This is a genomic window from Paenibacillus sp. P3E (genome assembly GCF_001909045.1).
Taxonomy (GTDB): domain Bacteria; phylum Bacillota; class Bacilli; order Paenibacillales; family Paenibacillaceae; genus Paenibacillus_AQ; species Paenibacillus_AQ helianthi.
On record NZ_LVWH01000210.1, the window covers coordinates 1 to 17,300 of the forward strand.

A 17,300-nucleotide genomic window follows, 5' to 3' on the forward strand; every position below is an offset into this window, starting at 1 on the left:
ATATAACATAATTGTGAGAGGGATTATACAAAGTATTGTGGATAGGGGCAGGCAGCATATTTTGCAGCATAAATAAGATAAACCCGCTCAATGAGCGGGTTTCAAATGTGGATTCAGGGAGCCGGACCCCTCTTCTAAGAAAATGGCATATAGCATGTCTTGCTGGCCGAGTCCAAGGCTAAAAATCCATCCAGAAAAATTGAGACACTGCAAGTATAAGCCCAATTATATTTACAACGATGAAAAACCACTTTTTAGCCCTGCGGCTCGCGGAGTACCCCTCTACAAACAAAGTCCAAACCAAAATCCCGTTCAACACGACCATAATAATGAGAGCCAACCACCAATTCGCCGCCACTTTGATCTCGTCCTCTCCTTACTTTACTTTCCAATTATCTTTTAAATTACTGAATGGCCTCTTTTTTGTCAAGCCTTTTGCATAGCTATTCGATCATACTTTTTGTGGCCTGATACATATTTGCTGTGTACTCATCCACTTCATCCCGGGACATGCGCAACCGGTCCACAGAAGTCCCGTATCCGATTTCCTGTTTCCCCTCTTCCAAGCCTTTAAAGATTCCGTCTGTAAAAGCACCCAAGGGTTCTCCATGTATATGCAGTCCTGCACCGCCCAGTTCCGTATTCACTGCCGGAGGAGCCACCTCAATGACTTCAACAGACGTATCGGACAGCTGATGTCTCAGGCTCATCGTAAACGAATGAAGCGCCGCTTTGGTTGCAGAATAGATGGGAGCGATGGCAAACGGCGTAAAGGCCAGCCCGGAGGTCACATTAATGATCGCGCCCTTTTCTTTTCCTGCAAAAAATGGAGCAAACAGCATAGAGAGGTGGAACGCCGCTTCCATATTTGTTGTGATCTCCTGATTGAAGTAACTCCAGTTGTGTTTGGCATCCGCTTGCAGTACATTGAACCGTTGTTGAGTCCCTGCATTATTCACCAGCACATTGACTTCCGGATAGCTTCCGGTAACCCAATCGAACAAGGCCACTCGCTCGGACTCCACGTTCAAGTCACATACACGGGTAATCAGGCCAGGGTGCTTATCTTGCGCATTTCGAAGTGCATCTTCACGCCGCCCACAGACAATCACTTGATTCCCGGCCTGTATAAAACGCTCTGCAAAAGCCAGCCCGATCCCGGCACTTCCGCCAGTAATAAGTATGGTGTTTCCTGACAGCTTCATGAGTGTTCCTCTTTTCTATGATCTATTTTTCTGCAAACGCTCAGTATACCGGGTAATTTTCACATCAATACCCTGCAAAGCTTCTGTCATAGACGCAATCTCATCCAGCACCGCCTGCTTGTGCTTCGTCATCATGTCCAGCCGGAGCTCAGTGGTGCTCTCCCCTTCAATAACCCAAGCTATATATTGCCTGATATCGTGGATGGGCATGTGTGTCTGCTTCAAGCGAAGCACCGTTTCAAGCAGCGCCATCTGTATTTCCGAGAATAACCGCCTGCCGGCAGCATCCCGCTCCATCAGCGGCAACAAACCTTGCTTCTCATAATACCTTAACGTGGATTCCGGAATATGATAGGTGGCCGAGGCCTCACCAATCGAAACATACTTCATTTTGAAGGCCTCCAAATCTGATCTTTCCATGTCGACAGGATTAGCATACGATTTAAATCATGGTTTAAGTCAATAGGAAAATAAATTTGCAGACGAAAAAGACACCTCGATGGGTGTCTCGAGGTGAAAGTTTATGTAAGAAGGCTATCTCGGAAACCTTAAAGATCCGGCTTCGCTACACTTAATCCTCAACTAGGACTTCTATCATCATCGCCGCCCCAGTCTTGAAGCCACATACAAACGAAGCCGTCATCTCCATTCCCTGAGCCTGAGAATACAGTTCCAATAAAGACTCCAGCTCCTCGAAATCACCATCGGACAGCTTCTGCTTCCAAGCTTCCAGGGACTCGGTGATTTGCCTATTAATCGGGCGGTAATTAGGGTCTTTGGAGATAATGTTCTCGTTAGGGAATAAGCTGCCGTGGTACAGCGATTCGAGAATGTTTGGCATGGGGGCCTCCTTTGAAAGATTTAATCCTCTGAGGATATGAACAAGCGTAGCATATTTGCTAATTATACGTGGTACGCTTAGGCGTAAAGATTAAATCGGAAAACTATTATTTTGTACGAAGTAGATAACCTAAACCATCGCAAGCCCCTACGGGATCTTTGCAGCTTTTTTATAAAACGGTACCCCGTCAAGCCTAATTCGAGCCATATAGGGCATCTGACTAGACCAGGCTAAAGTCCCTGAATATATTGTTATTATTTATCCGATTCGAGGGCTTTCACTAAATGGTGGGGGGAGATCACACTGAGTATCCGTTACAGCATCATCATTCCAACCTATAATCGACACCAGCAGTTGTTGCTCACACTCGCTTCATTTGAAACACAGACCTATCCGAAGCAGCATTTTGAAGTGATTGTGGCTGATGACGGCTCTACAGATGGAACGAGGGAAATGGTCGAAGGCTTCCAAGCTTCCTATCAGCTTACTTATGTATCCCATCCGGAACAACGCGGCCGATCTGCCATTAGAAATTTGGGGCTGCAGCATGCGAAAGGGCTATATATTATTTTCTGCGATGCTGACTTTTTGGTGTTGCCTGAATTCATCAGCACTGTGCGCCGCTATCACCGTAAATATCCCAAAGCCGTGCTTTCTGGTATCCCCCATTCGTGGGACGATGCTTACACCCATTACTACCCTGACTTTTCTCCGGAAGAAAAAGAACACTTTCGCAATACAGTCTCACCATCCAGCTTATGGAATCCCGAATTTGAGATAGCAGCTGACATTATCCCGCTAATCACACCGGAAGATATCCTTCACCACACGGAGGCTTTGTCAAAAGTTGTTTTCACCACAAAGGTTCCACCCGATACGAGACAGCAATTTGCCAAAACGGATATAGCTCCCTGGATGTTGCTCGTCACTCGTTGCGTGGCCATACGGCGCAGCCAGTTGACTCGTATCGGAGGTTTTAATGAACAGTTTGTGCTCTATGGGCTTGAAGACTGGGACCTTGGCTATAGGCTGCATCGGTTGAAAATCCGTTTTCGCAGCATCAAGGAGGTTATTGGATATCACCAGGAGCACCCAACCCACTTGCGAGGAAATGTTTTTAATACGGATAATCTGAGGATCATGTATAAACAATACGGCTTCAATGACTCCTCTTTAAATTTATTCGCCCTCGTACCTCCATCTGAGGATTTAGAGAAATACAAAGAGACGCTGCGCATCTTACGCAGAGGATTCCGCTCTAAGCTAACACGCTCCTCAGCAGTCATGTTGAGAAGAACACTACGGATTGCGGCAAAGAAATTCTATTATCAAAACAATCTCCTAAAGCGCCAAAGGTCATTACGCAGGATAGAAAAGAAAGCAAGAGGCCGAAAAAGCCAAGTCGCCCATGTTCTACGGGAAATGCTGGTAAAAACTCAAAAGCTGGGACAGTGACATTGGCTCTTTTTCAAGGTGCACGTGGGACTTTTCGCAGCTCGCTTTGTTGGGTTGAACAAAAAAGACACCTTGCGGGGTGTCTTCATTTATTATCGAAGGGCGAGGTATAACAAGGCTCACCTTGGAGCCAGTGAAACCAGAATCTGTTACACCGATAATACTGTTTCCGTCGATACAAATGTAAGTGAGCTGCTGTTCGTTGGGTTTAGCTACATAATATTGTGCAGAAAAATTATTTTATTTAAGAGGATATGGCACTTTTTCAGAGGGCCGGGTGTTATAGAGATATACAGCTTGAGGAGGTGTTATCAACGTCGGATGATGTGATGGACTCCAGAGAATTGGAGCAGTTGATCTTCGGGATTCAGAGAGGGAATAGCGGACAGTATGCTCTCATTGTCAGAGCTTTTCAGCAGCCCATCTACGGCTATTGCTGTCGTCTGCTAGGGAACAGGCAGGATGCTGAGGATGCGGTCCAGGAAATACTGGTGAAGGCGTATCAGGCGATTCATCAGTACAAGCCTACTGTACAGTTCTCGGCTTGGCTGTATCGGATTGCCTATAATCATTGCCTGAATCTGCTGCGCAGGCGCAGGCTGCACCGTCAGGTGATGCAGATTTTTCGGCCGGAGACAGTTGTGGGGAGCCCCGAACAAGAGCTGGATGACCGGCTTTACAAACCCTCTTTGGCAGCGGCCTTGGCCAAGTTATCGCTGGAGGAACGTAATCTCTTGATTTTGCGGGTATTCGAGGAGAAGAGTTATGCGGCAATGAGTGAGATCCTGAAGATCAGCCCGAATGCGCTGAACAAAAGAATGAACCGCATCAAGCAGAAAGTGAAGCAGGTCATGGAATCGGAGGAGGAAAAGCTGTGGGACGAACCGCAATCAGCCATGAATACCAAGATATAATTAAAGCCTCAGCTGGTCAAAATCCGCTGGAGGCGATTGATGTAGAAACGCAAGTGATGGAACGGGTAGAGCGGCTTGGACTGGCACGCACTCACCCTGGCGCGTGGAAGGGAAAACTGCGCCAACCTACAGCATTGTTCAGTCTGCTTATGGTATTCCTGCTGCTCTCCGTGACAGCGTATGCTGCTGCGGAATATATTCAGATCCGTAACAGCAGAGGCGAGGTGAAGGTGCAGTACATGGAGCCGGAGCCAGTGCAACAAACGGGCCATTTGGTGAATAACAAGCTTAGGCAGCAGATGGAGGCTAAAGCGCTCGCTTTTGCTAAACCGGGTGAATTGATTGGTTACTATGTCAAAGAGGATGCGGCAAAAGAAGCGGCGGAAGCGTTGAAATTTGTGCATAAGGAACAGCTCCTAACCGCCTATGCGGATTTCTCCGCAGAGATTCGCCGAACTAGAGCACCTATGCTGCCGGAAGCGCCGGAGGGATACTCTTTTCAAAATGGTACCGTTGAACCCGACTTTCCGTATAATTCGCCTATGATGCAGCAGGAACTATACCTGGGAACGCTCAATGAGCTGCGCACTCAAGCGGAACAAGCGACTGGAGGGCAGCAATTGTTCATGAAATCCGTGCCGTGGACAAGTCCGATCTCGGTCAGTGCCTCGTATGCGAAAGACGGCGGGTTCCTGGGGATTTCCGCTCACATGATGCACGGCGGAGACATGAGGGTATGGCAGGGAGCGGAGGAGCAGGCGAACAAAATTACGGTAGCCGGAACAGACGTCATCGTCAATACCATGGGAATAGGGTCGGATAAGCAGCACAACTACCTGACCTGGTATAACGAAAAGTATGATGCATACTTTACGGTTACCAGTTACGGCGACAAAACCCTGAGCGAGGAAAAACTATTGAAGCTTGTGGCAGAGTTGTTGCAGTAAGCTGCTTTTGAGAAATCAGTTACCCACGTAAAAAGACACCCGGAAGGGTGTCCTTTGCTTGCTCCATATGGAGCCAAGGCGTGGATCAGTAAATCGACGGGCCGCGCTTCCCCCGTCAGATTTTTTCGTGAAAGGTTCTGTTAATGACATCAAGCTGCTGCTCTCTCGTCAGTTTAATGAAATTAACCGCATAACCTGACACTCGTATCGTGAGCTGCGGATACTCCTCCGGATGCTCCATCGCATCAAGCAAGGTTTTGGTGTCAAACACATTTATATTGAGATGGTGGCCATCCTTGGCTGTATACCCGTCGAGCAGCGCGGTCAGATTATGGATTCGATCCTGTTCGTTCTTCCCAAGAGCACCCGGAATAATCGAGAATGTATTCGATATGCCATCCAAGGCGTACTCATACGGAAGCTTTGCTACAGAGTTTAATGATGCAATCGCACCTTTCTTGTCTCTGCCATGCATCGGATTCGCTCCCGGGGCGAATGGCTCACCCTTCTTTCTCCCATCCGGGGTATTTCCGGTCAACTTCCCATATACGACATTGGAGGTAATCGTCAGTACAGACATCGTGGTTTTTGCCTGCCTATACGTTGAGTGTTTCTTCAACTTGCGATAAAACCGCTTGACGAGGTCAATCGCGATCTCATCGGCACGGTTATCGTTATTGCCGTAAGCAGGATATTCCCCCTCAACGATATAGTCGACAGCAAGACCGTTCTCATCCCGAACCGGGCGAACGCCTGCATATTTTATGGCACTGAGCGAATCGGTTACGACCGACAGTCCTGCAATCCCGGTCGCCATTGTCCGCATTGTTTCCTGATCGTGAAGCGCCATCTCAATGCGTTCATAACAGTATTTATCGTGCATGTAATGAATTACATTCAAGGTGTTGATATAGAGTTCTGCCAACCATTCCATCGTATGGTCGAAAGCGGCCATCACTTCGTCAAAGTCCAGCTTGTCCGACAGAATCGGCCGCATGGGCGGGGCAATCTGCACTTTCATCTGCTCATCCATACCGCCGTTAATCGCATACAGCAGCGCTTTGGCCAGATTCGCCCGAGCGCCGAAATATTGCATTTGCTTCCCGATCCGCATAGCGGACACACAGCAGGCAATCCCATAATCATCACCAAAATAAGTCCGCATTAAATCATCATTCTCATATTGAAGAGAGCTGGTCTGAATCGTCATGCGCGCACAATATTCCTTGAACTTCTGCGGGAGCCGGGTGGACCAGAGTATGGTCAAATTTGGTTCCGGCGATGGACCGAGCGTCTCAAGCGAATGCAGGAATCGAAAGGTGGTTTTTGTAACTAACGGGCGACCGTCCAGACCAATACCTCCAAGCGACTCGGTCACCCATGTCGGATCGCCGCTGAACAGTGAGTTATATTCAGGTGTCCTTGCAAATTTCACCATGCGCAGCTTCATGACAAAATGATCGACGAGCTCCTGTGCCTCTTGCTCCGTTAACTTCTCCTTCTTCAGGTCACGCTCTATATAAATGTCCAGAAAGGTGGAGGTGCGGCCAAGGCTCATAGCAGCCCCGTTCTGCTCCTTGATTGCGGCAAGATATCCGAAGTACAGCCATTGAAAAGCTTCCTGCGCGGTCTCCGCCGGCTTGGTAATATCGAATCCATAGCTGGCCGCCATCTGCTTCAGCTCCGAAAGAGCGCGAAGCTGCTCAGCGATTTCTTCACGTGCCCGAATTACATCTTCAGTCATCGTGTGTTCGTCGAAGAAGGAGAGCTCGTTTCTTTTGCTTTTAGCCAGAAAATCCGTACCGTATAAGGCTACGCGCCGGTAATCGCCGATAATTCGCCCCCGGCCATACGCATCCGGAAGCCCTGTAATAATGCCGGCTTTTCTGGCGAGACTCATGGCAGGCGAATAACCGTCAAATACACCTTGATTGTGAGTTTTCCGGTAAGTGGAGAAAATATGCTCGATTTCCGGGTCCAGCTCATAACCGTAGGATTCACAAGCATTTTTGGCCATTCGGATGCCGCCGTAAGGCTGAAGAGCCCGCTTGAACGGTTTGTCCGTTTGAAGACCCACGATTACCTCAAGCTCCTTATTCAAATAACCGGGTTCATGCGAAGTTATGCTGGAAACCACCTCTGTATCCATATCCAGGACTCCGCCTTGGTCACGTTCTTGCTTGGCGAGCTCTATGAACTGCTCCCAGAGCTGTTGCGTGGCTTCCGTTATCCCCGCCAGAAAAGACGCATCCCCTTCATAGGGTTCGTAGTTGAGCTGGATGAACTGGCGGACATCGATTTCTTCCTGCCAATTTCCTGATTTAAAACCTTCCCATGCCTGCATCGTGATGCTTCCTCCTTTATTCCATTGTCATGGTTATGGACTGTGCTTAGTATGATCCATCTTGGTAAATATATAGAAGGTACATCAATGGGTAGTATGGGGGATATCGCCACTTTTCACACGGGTCTAAACGGTAGAGGCTGGGAACGGGGATAATAACCCGAATGCAGGTAAAACTGTACTTGTTAAAAACGAGTACAATGTCAGGGAGGGAAAATGATGGCTGTTACAGAAAGCCAAGCAGGAGGCAACGAGAGCATCACCGATAAGAAGCTTACCGCACAGGATGAAGTCAACCGTCTGGTTACACGTGCGAGGGCTTCGCAAGAAGCATACCTGTCCATGAATCAAGAGCAGATCGACCGCATTGTGCAAGCCATGGCACTCGCAGGACTGGATAAGCATATGCTGCTCGCCAAGATGGCGGTTGAAGAAACTGGACGCGGCGTATACGAAGATAAAATCACGAAAAACCTTTTTGCATCAGAATACATTTATAACAGCATCAAAAATAACAAAACCGTCGGGATTATTGAAGAAAATCTTTATGAGAATTTCCAGCGGGTAGCCGAACCGGTTGGCATTATAGCTGGAGTAACGCCTGTTACGAATCCGACCTCTACGACAATCTTTAAAACACTGATCGCCACGAAGACGCGAAATCCCATCATTTTTGCTTTTCATCCTTCCGCGCAGAAATGCAGCAGCGAATCGGCAAAAACGCTGCTGGAGGCAGCAGTAGCAGAAGGAGCGCCGCCTCACTGTGTACAGTGGGTCGAGAATCCGTCGCTCGAAGCGACACAGCTGCTCATGAACCATCCGGATGTAGCCTTGGTCCTCGCCACGGGTGGTTCAGCCATGGTAAAGGCCGCCTATAGTACTGGTAAACCTGCACTTGGCGTCGGACCCGGAAATGTACCTTGTTTTATTGAGAAAACAGCCGACCTCCGACAAGCGGTCACCGATCTTATTCTTTCCAAAACATTCGATAACGGGATGATCTGTGCTTCTGAGCAAGCCCTCATCATTGAGGAACCGGTGTATGACCAGGTCCGCAAATTGATGACGGACAACGGCTGCTATTTTTTAGATCAAACGGAAACAGAAGCGGTCTCAGGTTTGGTAATCACCGGGGAGAAATGTGCGGTCAATGGCGCTATTGTCGGTCAGTCCGCTTACAAAATTGCCGAGATGGCCGGTATTCAAGTCCCTGATCACACGAAAATTCTTATTGCCGAATTAGAGGGTGTGGGAACGGACTTCCCGTTATCCGCTGAGAAACTGAGTCCGGTTCTGGCCTGTTATAAGGTAACCTCTGCCGAACAAGGCATTGATCGTGCAGCGGAAATCGTCACTTTTGGCGGTCTGGGACACTCTTCTGTCATTCACTCTAAGGACAATAAAGTGATTGAGGCCTTCGCGGAAAGGTTACAGACCGGACGTGTGATTGTCAATTCTCCTTCAACACAGGGGGCTATCGGCGATATTTACAACACCAATCTACCGTCACTTACCTTAGGCTGCGGATCTTACGGCAAAAACTCAACCACCTCCAATGTAACTGCAGTGAACCTGATCAATATCAAACGTGTCGCCTACCGGAGGGTAAATATGCAGTGGTTCAAAATTCCGCCTAGGATCTACTTTGAAAAAGGGTCCACACAGTATCTTGAGAAAATGCCTAACATCTCCAAGGTACTTATTGTTACGGACGCCATGATGGTTAAGCTCGGATACGTGGAAAAAATCGAATATTACTTGCGAAAACGCACTAATCCTGTTTCGGTTGAAATATTCGCTGATGTCGAGCCTGATCCGTCTGTAGAAACAGTGGAACGCGGAACCCGCATGATGGAAAACTTCCAGCCCGACTGCATCATTGCACTGGGGGGCGGCTCGCCCATGGATGCGGCGAAGGCGATGTGGCTCTTTTACGAATACCCGGATACCAGCTTCCATTCGCTAAAACAGAAGTTTCTGGACATCCGTAAACGGGTCTACAAATATCCGCGATTAGGGGTCAAAGCCCAATTCGTTGCGATCCCGACAACCTCAGGAACCGGCTCGGAGGTAACTTCGTTTGCGGTAATCACAGATAAAAAAGATGGACATACTAAATATCCGCTTGCGGATTATGAACTGACGCCAGACGTGGCAATCATTGATCCGGAGCTTGTGTATTCCCTGCCAAAAGTAGCGGTCGCAGATACAGGAATGGACGTGCTGACGCATGCCATTGAAGCCTACGTTTCCGTCATGGCCAGTGACTATACCGATGGATTGGCACTGCACGCCATTAAGCTGGTATTCCAGTACCTGGAGAAATCCTTCCATACGGCGGACCCGCTTGCCCGTGAGAAAATGCATAATGCGTCAACGATCGCAGGCATGGCTTTTGCCAACGCCTTCCTTGGCATCAACCACAGCTTGGCGCATAAATGGGGCGGTGAATACCATACGGCGCACGGGCGGACGAACGCGATTCTGATGCCGCATGTTATCCGGTATAATGCCCAGAAGCCGTCAAAATTTGCATCATTTCCGAAATATAACTATTTCATCGCCGATGAACGATATGCAGAAATCGCCAGAATACTGGGAATGGACGCCCGCACCACGGAAGAGGGTGTGAACAGCTTGATTATGGCTATCCGCAAGCTGAACCAATCCCTTGGCATTCCTGAGAAATTCCAGGATCTCGGCTTCGCTCCATCCGATTTCGAATCCAAAGTCGACTATCTGGCCGACCGCGCCTTCGAGGACCAATGCACAACAGCCAATCCCCGCATGCCGCTTGTCAAAGAAATTGCCGACATTTACCGGAATGCATTCTACGGCAGATTTTAATACAATTGCTAAATAAGCCTCTCCTAAGAATGGTGGCACGAAACAACCACCAAAGGAGAGGCTTTTTGTATGAAAAGCAACTACCATCTCGCACTACAATCTGCTCAGAATCGGTTGACTGTTCTTTCAGTTTTGTCCTTCGATGATCCCGCTCTCCAATGCTTTCTGGACGGCTTCTTCCTTGTTGCTTACTCCTAGCTTAATATAGGCCGAGGAGGCGTAGTTTCTGACCGTGCCGTCTGACAAATACAGCTTGGACGCTATCGTCTTGTACCGGAGCCCTTTGGCAACAAGCTGCAATATTTCTATTTCCCTGTTAGTCAGATCATAGTCGTTGGTGGCTTTCAATGGCGTTGAGTCGACGCTCTTATCGAGCTTCTTGAATATTTCGTGGGACATTCCTCGATCGATTAATGTACCGCCTCTGTGAACAAGCCGTATGGTATCGGCCAGCTCTAACGGTTCGGCTGATTTTAGCAGGAAGCCGTCCGCACCGCTGCGCAGTAAGTCCAACGCTTGCTCCGCATCCTGAAACGTCGTGATAATCAATACGCGAATATGCGGCCATTGCTGCTTGATCATTTTGGTTGCCTCGGCTCCATTCATGCGTGGCATATCCAAATCCATTAGCACTACGTGAGGCTGGAGGCGTCCGCACAGGTCGACGGCTTGTTCGCCATCCTCTGCCGAGCCGACTACCTTCAAGTCTTGGTACTTGTCGAGCAGCAACTGCAGACCTTCCCGGATAAAAGGTTGGTCGTCGACGATCATCAGCTGAATAAGGTCGTTCTCCATTTCCGCTTGTCGCGGCAACGTACAGGTGACAAGCGTACCGTCCCCTGGTTTCGTATAGACGAGCACTTGACCTTGCAAATTCATGGCTCGCTCCTTCATCGCGTTCATGCCGAAGCCCTCCTGCCATTCTTCCATCCCTCTTCCATTGTCGTGCACCTCCAATCTTGTATCTTGGTGCCCAAATTGCAAAGAAACGGTGATATCCGTCGCCTGACCGTGACGAACTGCATTCGTAAGCGACTCCTGCAAGCAGCGAATGAACGCCATTTTCGCTTGTCGGGACAGTCGGGACTCCTCTCCGAACGCACGAAAGTTTACCTCGACCCGGGCATGCTCCTGAAATTCATCTCCAAGCTTTTGGAGAGACTGGACCAAGGAAAGCGACGGCTCTGAAGACTCCATTTGATGCAAGTAGCCCCTCACCTCCTCTGTACTTTTGCGGCCCAACTCAAGCAAGGAATCCAGCCTCTGTATACCCTTTTCAGTAGCAAGCTCGGACCGGAACGCTTCCATTCCCATGATGATGGAAGTATATGCATGACCGACAGTATCGTGAAGCTCTCTCGACAGCCTGTTTCGTTCTTCTGCCAGCGTAATACGCTCGATTTGGGACATATATTGCTCAAGCACCGCGTTTTGCTTACGGATCGTTTCATTTTGCCGATGATTGACGGTCAATAAATGAAAAGCGAACCCCATCACATAAGCAAGTCCGTAGTAGATTACCATGATCCAATAGCTGTAATTTGGCGAAACAACATAAAAAATTCCGGGTATTACCAGGACCGTTGCAGGTGCCGTCCAATGATAGGACAGACGAGCGCTATTCGCTGCGATCAGAAAGACGGATACAAGAAATGAAGGGAAAGCTTCTGGAAACAACGAGGTTAAATGTACGCATAGCCCGCCAAAGAGTAGTATCTCTGTGAATAAATAATATTTGTAGTTAAGCTGCAAGCAAGCCCAGGGAATGAAGAAAGCGGCAATCTCCCAAAAAATAACGATCCCTAAAGGCAGTACTAGACCTTCCTGAAATCTGATCGTCGTAAGAATGAGCGAAACGCTAGTAATAACGCGGAGCCCAAGCATAATCCAATCATACCAAAACCATTTTTTGATCATTTCCAGCAATTCCTTCAACCCCTAAGCAGCTATCTGTTTTTTTCCTATAGTATTATAACCCAAACCTTTGAACAGTGTGTAATTGGCTGTTTACGCTCCGTCACCTGCATAAAGGCCAAAAAAATAGTTATCGGTCAAGCTGTTGAATCATGGTGCGCGTATAGCCTCCGAATGTTTTCGCCAACCGTTCACTCAACTTGACGCTTATTGCGGCAAGCACCGCTCCCAGAACCATGATAAGGAGTGATTTCGCAAAAGTATCTACTTGCATGAAAATGACATTCATATCGATGTATCGATACAAAATTGGTGCCAGCAGGAATGCAACAGGTGTTAAATAGAGAACGGCTACGCTGACGAGACTGACAAGTCCGATCACCAACTTCTGCATTAACCAAAAGACGGCGAGCCAATTGCGACGATCCGTTAGTTCTAATTTGGCATGAACCCAAATCGATGCATCCGTTGTTATTTTTTTGTCGTAAGGTGCTGTCGTAATATCTGTATAAATTTTCGTCTGCGTGCGTTCGAATTGGATGAAGGTTGTCGTAGTTCGCAATACTCGTGTAAATAGTGGAATACCGATTCCTATAAGTGAAAGACCTAAACTGAACGACAGTGCTACCATATAAAAGCAAAAGTAAAACAAGCCTGTAACGAAAGTTAATAATAAAAAACAACCATTTTGGATGAAACCTGATTTCATAAGGTTCATCACTCCTCTCCGTGAAATTGCGGTATTGTATGGTTTGGCTTCTTCCGTCAACAACGGTTTTCTATAGGTGAATCAGCTCCTCTTTAACAAATAGGTTGGTGCGGTTGCTTACTGCCCGATACTAACCGCACAGCTGTCATCTCCGCCAGTGACAACATGTCATCATTTTCTTTGTGATATGTTGGCGCTGATCAATACGAGCGAGCATTGCATGTCACATGAAATAGTGAAGATTTGTAACTAGCTTAAATGATTGTGAGTGAATGACAATTGGGCTACTGAAGACGACCCCGTATGCTGGTATGCAGAAAGAGTCGTACTTCAAAAAAATCCAAGAGGTGAATACCATGAACAATAGAAGGAAAATGATTTACGGTGGAGTTGCTGTAATGCTAAGTGCAGCGACTCTAACTGGAGGCTGCAGTAATGGACCAGCTGAAAAGTCGGATCAAATAGGAACAACCCAAACCGTTGAGACAGCTCAAATATCTCAAAACAGTATTGCAAAATCACTTCAATTACAGGCGAAGCAACTGAAGACGTCAGATCCAAAACAACCATTGGATGATTTAAAACCGCTAAAAGACATGATAGGGAAGGCAAATTATGTTGGTTTAGGGGAGGCTACTCACGGAAGTTCGGAGATTTTTATGATGAAGCATCGACTCGTGAAGTATTTGGTCACTGAGCTAGGATTTACTAATTTTGGAATTGAAGAAGATTGGGGCAACGGTTTGAAGCTGAACGAGTATATCCAAACGGGTAAAGGCGACCCTAGGGAGTTTTTGAAGCTGTTGTACCCAACGGATGAGATCGTCGCTATGGTAGAATGGATGCGGGAATACAACTCTGATCCTGCAAATAAAAAGAAAATTCAATTCATCGGACTCGACTTAAAAATGCTGGATCAAAGTGTCTTCGATAAAGTGATCAACTATGTAAAGGAGCATCATCCTGATTTGCTGCCCGAAGTGGAGCAAAGCTACAAAGAGTTGTCATCGGTGGCAGGTAATCTACAGGAATATATGAAGCTGACTACTGAAGTGAAAGAAAAGCATATGGCGAATGCGCAAAAAGTAGTCAAACTACTTGAAGACAAAACGAAGTTGAATAATGAGACGGATTCACACGAGCTAGCTTGGGTGAAAGAAACGGCTAAGGTGATAGAGAATTTTACGAAGATGGTGATTCCGGCTGACTATCCGAGCATGGTGAAGCTGCATGATCAGTATCTAGCCGAGCACGCTGTTTGGGCTCAAGAAAAATTGGGCGGCAAAACGATGATTTGGGGGCACAATATTCACATCGCTAAAGGTGTTATCACTGAGAAGATGTATCCTAAAGTCGCCGGGGAGTTTCTGAAAGAACGTGTAGGTAGTCAATATGTAGCCATTGGCTCCACCACCACGGAAGGCAAATTTACAGCATTTATATCACTCAGTGAAAATAAGATTGCAGCGGATACCATTCAGAAGAACGAGAACAGCTCCAATCATATGCTTGGACAAGTTCATTACGATCAGTTCCTGTTAGATCTTCGCAAATTGAATGGAGCCGCGCAGCAATGGGTAAAAGAAAAGCAGCCATTCTTTGATGGTGGTGCACAGATCATTCCTAACGTACCGCAATATGATGATGATGTCTCCCTTCAGGAGCAATTCGACATTTTGGTTCATATTCAAAAAACGACCCCTTCACATATCAAGTAATCTGAAATAAAAGGACAATCCCTTAACTTGTTACCAGGATGGGGGATTGTTTACGTTTGGTTTGCCGTTCTCTTCGATTGTCTTGGGGGCGTGCATCTCGTGAGATTCATGATTACAATGTCATATCTCTACGTTCAGTTTCGCCCTTAGTATCCTTATAAGCTCCTTTGCAGACTCAATGGCTTGTTCCAATGAATAGACTAATCGATCTGTCACTGAAATAATGTCTTCATGATCTTCTGGTGTGTCGAGCACTTTCTTAATATTAAGATTAGTCCACCTCATGTTCTCTGCTTGATTCATCAACCGAAGGATTGCACTTATCGAATAATGTGCCGTCCTTAAGGTCCGAATAATTTTCAATCGTTTTATTTCATTTTCTGTATATGCCCGGGAGCCATTGGAAAGTCTATGGACTGTTATTAATCCATTGCGTTCCCAATTTCGAATCACTTCAGTGGAGAGATCCAGAACCCGAGCAGTCTCTTTGCGTGTATACGTTGGAGTAGGTGTAGATTTTATTCCACATATCCACTGCTCCGAAAGTTCAATAGCTTCTAGCGCCCGGTTATATTCTTTTTCTAGATGGGACAAATAGGCTTGTGCATATTCTAGTGCTTGAGTAAAATCTGCTTTACCGCTAGCTTCAACTATGGCTCTAGCCTTTGCCCGAATGAGCCCTTGAACAATTTCACAACGAAAAGCGATTCTAGCTATTTTTAGTTGAAATAAATGCAAGTCGGAATACATGCGGTAGCCATTCACACCTCTCGGAACAGCAGAGATATATCCCCATTCTTCATAAATCCGTACAGTGTTGGGATGTACCCCGACAATTGCTGCAATTTCTTTGGTTTGGTACATCCCTCTCAACCCTACTTCCACTTAAAAAATTTGAATGACCCAACCAAGCTGATCACAGTAACAATGCCTAGAATCAAAAATGGCACTGTCATCCCCTCAGTTTCTCTACCTGTGCTTACCAGCTTTAATAAATGAATCCCATGTGACAGGGGTAATATATCCATTATCCATTGAACGAAGCGTGGCATCACTTCATATGGAATGGTCGCACCTGAGAACAATAACATCGTAAAGTACGCAATAGAACTCCACATATTAGCTGCTTTTTGATCAGGTACGACACTACCAATTAAAGTGCCAATACTGTACATGGCTAAAATAACAAAGGCATATACGCTCAAAAATATAAGCCAGGAACCTACTATTTGATAATCAAAAAATAAATAATATACGAGAGTAACACCCATAAATGAAACAAGGGCAGAGGAAAGCTGAATGATACCTTGGGCGAATAAAATCTGTAAAGGTGATACCGGTGTCACTTGGAACCGTTTCAGAATCCCCCGATGCCGGTAATCAGCAATGGTTAACGGTAGCCCCATTACGCCCGTTGCAAGCACACCAATAGTGATAACGGCTGCGTAAGATAATTCAAAATTAGATGAGCCTGCCGATGCATCTTTACTAAGCACGTAACCAAACAAAGCCGCCAAAATGACCGGAAAGCATATACCGAAAATTAAAATATCAATGCCTTTCCATACCAGCTTACCTTCTATTTTCAAGAGCGTAAACATTGTGCTCATCCCCAGTATTCCTCCTCGCCGGCCAAAAATAAATATGCGTCTTCGAGCGTTGTTTTCCCGCTAACGACTAACGCTTCCTGAATAGTTCCATGAAAAACGGTTTGACCCTCCCGCAGAATTAATATCTCATCACATAATGCTTCAACCTCATCCATGTAATGAGATGTTAGTACAATCGCCAAACCATTTCCCTTCATTGTTGCGAGCTGCTTCCACAGCATACGACGTGCCTTTGTATCAAGCCCTGTCGTCAGTTCATCCAAAAACACTAGTTTCGGTTCTGGAATTAGGGCAAGGAGTACGGCCAGCCGCTGTCGCTCCCCACCAGAAAGTAATTTAACCAGTTGCTGTTCCTTATCTGCCAGCCCAAAGGTTTGTAGTAAAGCAGGTAAGTCAGCCGTTGTTTTATAGAGTGATCGCCATTGTTCACATGCGTCGGAAACGGTTAGCTTATCTTGGAAATTGGTTTCTTGAAACTGCACCCCTACTTGTTCAAATATCTCCTTTCGATTGCGTATTGGTGACTTACCAATGATAACAAGCTCATCAAAAGTGCTCTTTTCAATACCAAGCACTGCAGCAATGGTTGAAGATTTCCCTGCCCCGTTAGCACCTAGTAATCCAAAGGCTTGCCCCGGCTTTACTTCAAAGCTAATGAGATCGACAGCCTTTTTCTGACCGTAAGTAACGGTTAAATTTCTAACCTGTAATACCATGTTCTAACCTCCTAAATAAGTCTTAGGACGTCAGTATAACAAATGGTCTATGGGGTGGTGTCTTACTGGAGGGTTTGAAA

General features: G+C 46.7%; 14 protein-coding genes. 5 read left to right on the plus strand and 9 right to left on the minus strand.

What is annotated here, in order from left to right:
• Positions 1–443: 443 nt before the first annotated feature.
• The 3 genes from A3842_RS26765 to A3842_RS26775 all read right to left on the minus strand — a co-directional run bounded on the left by A3842_RS26765 (position 444) and on the right by A3842_RS26775 (position 2,046).
• The gene (locus tag A3842_RS26765) at positions 444–1,205 is read right to left on the minus strand and encodes an SDR family oxidoreductase (protein ID WP_074103323.1); all 762 of its coding nucleotides are present in this window, start codon (positions 1,203–1,205) and stop codon (positions 444–446) included.
• A gap of 15 nt (positions 1,206–1,220) precedes the next feature.
• Complete coding sequence (locus A3842_RS26770) at positions 1,221–1,595, minus strand: MerR family transcriptional regulator (RefSeq protein ID WP_074103324.1); 375 nt, start codon at positions 1,593–1,595, stop codon at positions 1,221–1,223.
• A gap of 181 nt (positions 1,596–1,776) precedes the next feature.
• Positions 1,777–2,046 (minus strand): DUF6809 family protein, encoded by a 270-nt coding sequence (locus tag A3842_RS26775; RefSeq protein ID WP_074103325.1) that lies wholly within the window; start codon positions 2,044–2,046, stop codon positions 1,777–1,779.
• A 303-nt stretch (positions 2,047–2,349) separates the two neighbouring features.
• Between A3842_RS26775 and A3842_RS26780 the strand changes: the two genes are divergently transcribed.
• From A3842_RS26780 to A3842_RS26790, 3 genes are all read left to right on the plus strand, one after another.
• Entirely contained in the window at positions 2,350–3,501 is a 1,152-nt protein-coding gene (locus tag A3842_RS26780) for a glycosyltransferase family 2 protein (RefSeq protein WP_074103326.1), read from the plus strand.
• Positions 3,502–3,830: 329 nt separating this feature from the next.
• On the plus strand, positions 3,831–4,415 hold the full coding sequence (locus tag A3842_RS26785; protein WP_074103327.1) for an RNA polymerase sigma factor: 585 nt from the start codon (positions 3,831–3,833) through the stop codon (positions 4,413–4,415).
• Positions 4,376–5,362, plus strand: coding sequence for a hypothetical protein (locus A3842_RS26790; protein WP_074103328.1), 987 nt, complete (start codon positions 4,376–4,378; stop codon positions 5,360–5,362). Before A3842_RS26785 ends, A3842_RS26790 begins: the two co-directional genes overlap by 40 nt.
• A 115-nt stretch (positions 5,363–5,477) precedes the next feature.
• On the opposite strand, the gene pflB is transcribed toward A3842_RS26790, so the two are convergent.
• Positions 5,478–7,706, minus strand: a complete 2,229-nt coding sequence (gene pflB / locus A3842_RS26795; RefSeq protein ID WP_074088755.1) for a formate C-acetyltransferase — start codon at positions 7,704–7,706, stop codon at positions 5,478–5,480.
• A gap of 219 nt (positions 7,707–7,925) precedes the next feature.
• On the opposite strand from pflB, the gene adhE reads away from it, so the two are divergent.
• Entirely contained in the window at positions 7,926–10,553 is a 2,628-nt protein-coding gene (gene adhE / locus A3842_RS26800) for a bifunctional acetaldehyde-CoA/alcohol dehydrogenase (RefSeq protein ID WP_074103329.1), read from the plus strand.
• Positions 10,554–10,679: 126 nt separating this feature from the next.
• Here the strand turns inward: adhE and A3842_RS26805 are convergent, their stop codons facing one another.
• Together A3842_RS26805 and A3842_RS26810 are read right to left on the minus strand one after the other, a co-directional pair.
• Positions 10,680–12,479, minus strand: a complete 1,800-nt coding sequence (locus A3842_RS26805; protein WP_074103330.1) for a helix-turn-helix transcriptional regulator — start codon at positions 12,477–12,479, stop codon at positions 10,680–10,682.
• A gap of 118 nt (positions 12,480–12,597) precedes the next feature.
• Positions 12,598–13,176: a sensor domain-containing protein gene (locus tag A3842_RS26810; protein ID WP_074103331.1), complete on the minus strand. Its 579-nt coding sequence runs from the start codon at positions 13,174–13,176 to the stop codon at positions 12,598–12,600.
• A gap of 356 nt (positions 13,177–13,532) precedes the next feature.
• Here A3842_RS26810 and A3842_RS26815 point away from each other — a divergent pair, with 356 nt between their 5' ends.
• On the plus strand, positions 13,533–14,894 hold the full coding sequence (locus A3842_RS26815; RefSeq protein ID WP_074103340.1) for an erythromycin esterase family protein: 1,362 nt from the start codon (positions 13,533–13,535) through the stop codon (positions 14,892–14,894).
• A 120-nt stretch (positions 14,895–15,014) separates the two neighbouring features.
• Here the strand turns inward: A3842_RS26815 and A3842_RS26820 are convergent, their stop codons facing one another.
• Genes A3842_RS26820 through A3842_RS26830 form a run of 3 tightly spaced genes read right to left on the minus strand, consistent with a single transcriptional unit; the run spans position 15,015 to position 17,220 of the window.
• Positions 15,015–15,758 (minus strand): MerR family transcriptional regulator, encoded by a 744-nt coding sequence (locus A3842_RS26820; protein ID WP_074103341.1) that lies wholly within the window; start codon positions 15,756–15,758, stop codon positions 15,015–15,017.
• Positions 15,759–15,769: 11 nt separating this feature from the next.
• Entirely contained in the window at positions 15,770–16,504 is a 735-nt protein-coding gene (locus tag A3842_RS26825) for an ABC transporter permease (protein ID WP_074103332.1), read from the minus strand.
• Positions 16,501–17,220, minus strand: a complete 720-nt coding sequence (locus A3842_RS26830) for an ABC transporter ATP-binding protein (RefSeq protein WP_074103333.1) — start codon at positions 17,218–17,220, stop codon at positions 16,501–16,503. Before A3842_RS26830 ends, A3842_RS26825 begins: the two co-directional genes overlap by 4 nt.
• Positions 17,221–17,300: the final 80 nt, after the last annotated feature.

Excerpts from the sequence above, each read along its gene's own strand:
- pflB (WP_074088755.1), bottom strand. The coding sequence starts at position 7,706 with ATGCAGGCATGGGAAGGTTTTAAATCAGGAAATTGGCAGGAAGAAATC.
- A3842_RS26820 (WP_074103341.1), bottom strand. The coding sequence starts at position 15,758 with ATGTACCAAACCAAAGAAATTGCAGCAATTGTCGGGGTACATCCCAAC.
- A3842_RS26815 (WP_074103340.1), top strand. The coding sequence starts at position 13,533 with ATGAACAATAGAAGGAAAATGATTTACGGTGGAGTTGCTGTAATGCTA.
- A3842_RS26775 (WP_074103325.1), bottom strand. The coding sequence starts at position 2,046 with ATGCCAAACATTCTCGAATCGCTGTACCACGGCAGCTTATTCCCTAAC.
- A3842_RS26785 (WP_074103327.1), top strand. The coding sequence starts at position 3,831 with ATGGACTCCAGAGAATTGGAGCAGTTGATCTTCGGGATTCAGAGAGGG.
- A3842_RS26830 (WP_074103333.1), bottom strand. The coding sequence starts at position 17,220 with ATGGTATTACAGGTTAGAAATTTAACCGTTACTTACGGTCAGAAAAAG.
- A3842_RS26770 (WP_074103324.1), bottom strand. The coding sequence starts at position 1,595 with ATGAAGTATGTTTCGATTGGTGAGGCCTCGGCCACCTATCATATTCCG.
- adhE (WP_074103329.1), top strand. The coding sequence starts at position 7,926 with ATGGCTGTTACAGAAAGCCAAGCAGGAGGCAACGAGAGCATCACCGAT.
- A3842_RS26825 (WP_074103332.1), bottom strand. The coding sequence starts at position 16,504 with ATGAGCACAATGTTTACGCTCTTGAAAATAGAAGGTAAGCTGGTATGG.
- A3842_RS26810 (WP_074103331.1), bottom strand. The coding sequence starts at position 13,176 with ATGAAATCAGGTTTCATCCAAAATGGTTGTTTTTTATTATTAACTTTC.
- A3842_RS26765 (WP_074103323.1), bottom strand. The coding sequence starts at position 1,205 with ATGAAGCTGTCAGGAAACACCATACTTATTACTGGCGGAAGTGCCGGG.